The sequence below is a fragment of the Pseudoalteromonas sp. SWN166 genome (assembly GCF_015864485.1).
Classification (GTDB): Bacteria; Pseudomonadota; Gammaproteobacteria; order Enterobacterales; family Alteromonadaceae; genus Pseudoalteromonas.
Window position 1 is genome coordinate 1 of the sequence record NZ_JADYXB010000074.1, and the last position, 3,774, is coordinate 3,774.

Consider the following 3,774-nt stretch of genomic DNA (forward strand, 5'->3'; position numbering starts at 1 on the left):
ACTCAATCTGTACGAGTGCCCACACAGATGATTGCTTTATATTGTTAAAGAACGTTTTGAGTCGCTTTAGCGTCTCAAGGGATGCGAATAATACACCCTTTATTTTTCGAGTCAACACTTAGTTTTAAACTTTCTTTCGACAATTTAAAACCGAAGTTTTATTTAACTCTCTGAGGTAGTTCGTGCCTGAGGTAGTTCGTGCCTCGCTATGCTTCAGCGTTTCCCGTCTCAGTGGGGTCGCATTATAGGGAGCGACGAATTTTACGCAAGCGTTATTTTCACTAAATAGTAATTAAAATTAAGCCCCAAGCAAGCACACATGATAAGCACAAGTTACCCACAAAAACCTGTTGATAACTCTGTTTTTGAACTTTAAAACTAAACACTTTTATCCTGATGTGATAAGTTGCGGTCACTTTTTTAACTCATGTATTTAGGCAGTATCCATGACAGACATAATAAATAGTATAAGTGCCCTTCTATGGGGGCAAGTTCTCGTCTACTTATTAATAGCAGCGGGCCTCTTCTTTACTTTTCGACTAGGCTTTATTCAATTTGTGCAATTCCCACATATGTTCAAAGTTATGTTTGGATCTCGTAAATGTGCCGATAACGAAATTTCATCCTTTCAAGCTTTTTGTACTTCATTAGCAGCACGCGTTGGTACAGGTAATATGGCTGGTGTTGCTGTTGCTTTATATCTAGGTGGTCCAGGTGCTATTTTCTGGATGTGGCTTATTGCATTAATAGGTATGGCTACAAGTTTTGCCGAGAGTACTTTAGCTCAGGCTTATAAAACAAAAGATGCAGATGGTAATTTTAGAGGTGGCCCTGCTTATTACATGCAAAACGGTTTAGGCAAACGTTGGATGGGGATTTTATTCTCGTTATGTTTAATTTTAGCCTTTGGTTTAGTATTTAACGCAGTACAGTCAAACTCTATTGCTGCAGCATTTGAAGTAGCGTTTGATGTACCTAAGTATATAGTAGGCATTTGCTTGGTTATCGGCTCTGGTATTATTATTTTTGGTGGATTGAAAACGATTTCTCGTTTTGCCGAAATGGTTGTGCCGTTTATGGCATTAGCTTACTTATTAGTTGCCCTTTACGTATGCGCTATTAACTTCACTGCATTACCAGATGTAATTGTACTTATAGTAAAAAGTGCTTTTGGTATTGAACAAGCCGGTGCAGGTGCAATTGGTTATGGTGTTACGCAAGCGATGATCCAAGGTATAAAGCGTGGTTTGTTTTCAAACGAAGCTGGTATGGGTAGTGCAGCTAATGCCGCTGCAACTGCAACGCCTTACCCTCCTCACCCCGCATCACAAGGTTATGTGCAAATGCTAGGTGTATTTATTGATACTATTGTTATTTGTACAGCGACTGCTTCTCTTATTCTGTTATCGCAGCAATTAGTACCTGAATCTGGTGTTATGGGGATTGAACTTACACAAGCGGCGTTACAAGAACATGTTGGTGACTGGGGCACTTACTTTATTGCAATCGCTATACTCTTTTTTGCTTTTACTTCTATTGTGGCTAATTACTCTTACGCTGAAACAAATTTAATGTTTTTAGAGCACAACTCTAATAAAGGGATGTTTATCTTTAGGCTTGTCGTTTTGGGTATGGTGATGTTTGGTGCTGTTGGTGAGCTTGGTTTAATTTGGACGCTAGCCGATATATCAATGGGCTTAATGGCCATTGTAAACGTTATAGCGTTATTTATGCTTTCAGGAGTTGTTGTATGGCTATCGAAAGATTATAACGAGCAACGTAAGAAAGGTCTAATACCTACCTTTGATAAAAGTAAACATCCAAAACTCGATAAAGAGGTTGACCCCGAGGCCTGGAAATAAACAACAAACAGCGAGCTACGGCTCGCTTTTTTAGTTCTATAATTTATTTACGCACCCAATTTAATGTCAAACATCACTTTTAATAAAAAACTTATATTAAGCTTAAAACTATTCTATATTTAACTACGTAAATTAAGCGTAATTAGTTATCTATAATAAGGAGAACCGATGGATAACATGAGTAAAAAGTACAGTATCGACACGACCGATTATCAGGTAGGTCAAGATAATGTGCAAAAATGGGGATTTGACATTCATAATCCTGTATTCGGAATAAGCGCCTTCTTAGTCGTATTATTTGTCGTGCTAACTTTAGTTTTTGACCCTACTGTCACTCGAGATTTTTTAACGTCCACCAAAAACGCCATCATAAACCGATTCGATAGCTACTTTATGCTTGTCGCGAATGGCTTTGTGATTTTTTGTTTTGCTTTAGCGCTCTCACCTTTAGGGAAAATTAGGCTAGGCGGCATAAAAGCTAAACCAGAGCATGGCTATTTATCTTGGCTTTCAATGTTATTTGCTGCAGGAATGGGCATTGGTTTGCTATTTTGGGGAGTTGCAGAACCAACCGCTTATTTTACAGGTTGGTACCATATGCCAATGAATGCTGAGCCCAATTCAGCGCAAGCACATTCATTAGCGTTGGGCGCAACGATGTACCACTGGGGACTACATGGTTGGTCTATCTATGCGGTTGTAGGATTAAGCTTAGCATTTTTTGCTTTCAATAAGGGATTGCCTTTATCTATACGCTCTGTATTTTATCCAATTTTTGGCGATCGCGCATGGGGGGGGGGCTCGGGCATATCATTGATATACTAGCTGTGCTTTCTACATTGTTTGGTTTAGCGACGTCATTAGGTCTTGGCGCGCAACAGGCAACAAGTGGTATAAATTACTTATTAGGTACCGACTACGGCACCGCATTTCAAATTACAGTTATTGGCTTAGTAACATGTATTGCTATTTTTTCTGTGATCAGAGGAATTGAGGGTGGTGTTAAAGTCCTTAGTAATATAAATCTGATTTGTGCATTTATTTTATTGCTCGCCGTTATTGCACTCACCTTTTCTGATGCGATTGGAGCCGTATGGTTCACCCTTGGTACATATGTAGAACACTTTGTTCCATTAAGTAATCCTTTTGGAAGAACTGACGAAGACTGGATGCACTCGTGGACTGTATTTTATTGGGCGTGGTGGATATCGTGGTCGCCATTTGTAGGTATGTTTATTGCTCGTGTTTCTAAAGGACGTACCGTACGTGAGTTTTTACTCGTAGTTATCGGACTACCCACACTTCTTAGTTTGGTTTGGATGGGCGTATTTGGCAACATGGCAATAAACCAAGTTATAGATAAAGTAGGACCACTTGGACAAAATGGTCTAACTGATATTTCGGTAACACTATTTCAAGTATATGAACAACTACCGTTCTCTAGCTTTATATCTATTATGTCGATTGCATTAGTTTTAGTGTTTTTTATAACATCGTCTGATTCAGGCTCCCTAGTTATAGATGGTATTACAGCTGGCGGTAAAATTGATGCACCTGTTCCACAACGAATCTTTTGGGCAACAGTTGAAGGTGTTATTGCGGCGGTATTACTCTGGGTAGGAGGATCACAAGCATTGCAAGCGCTACAATCAGGAGTCGTTACGACTGCCCTACCATTCTCTATCGTGCTTATTTTGATGTGTGTTGCGCTCATTCAAGGCTTATTAAGTGAGTACCCCATTTACAAAACACAAATTAAACAACAGTAACTATTATTAAAGCGGCCTATATGGGTTAACACCGATCAGTTAAGGTATTTTTGATCGGTTGACCGATCTTTTGGTTGCTTCACAATACCCTTATCATCTTTTGATTATGAGGGTATTTTTATGCTTAGTCATTGGTTACTTGA

At 39.2% G+C, this 3,774-nt stretch carries 1 protein-coding gene and 1 pseudogene; both read left to right on the forward strand.

Annotation, left to right across the window (positions count from 1 at the left end; all coding sequences use genetic code 11):
• Window positions 1–446 precede the first annotated feature (446 nt).
• Window positions 447–1,862 carry an alanine/glycine:cation symporter family protein gene (locus I6F49_RS19970; RefSeq protein ID WP_197181729.1) on the forward strand — a complete coding sequence of 472 codons (1,416 nt, stop codon included), beginning with the start codon at window positions 447–449 and terminating at the stop codon, window positions 1,860–1,862.
• A 168-nt stretch (window positions 1,863–2,030) separates the two neighbouring features.
• Window positions 2,031–3,631 (forward strand): annotated as a pseudogene (locus tag I6F49_RS19975) (BCCT family transporter).
• Window positions 3,632–3,774 lie beyond the last annotated feature (143 nt).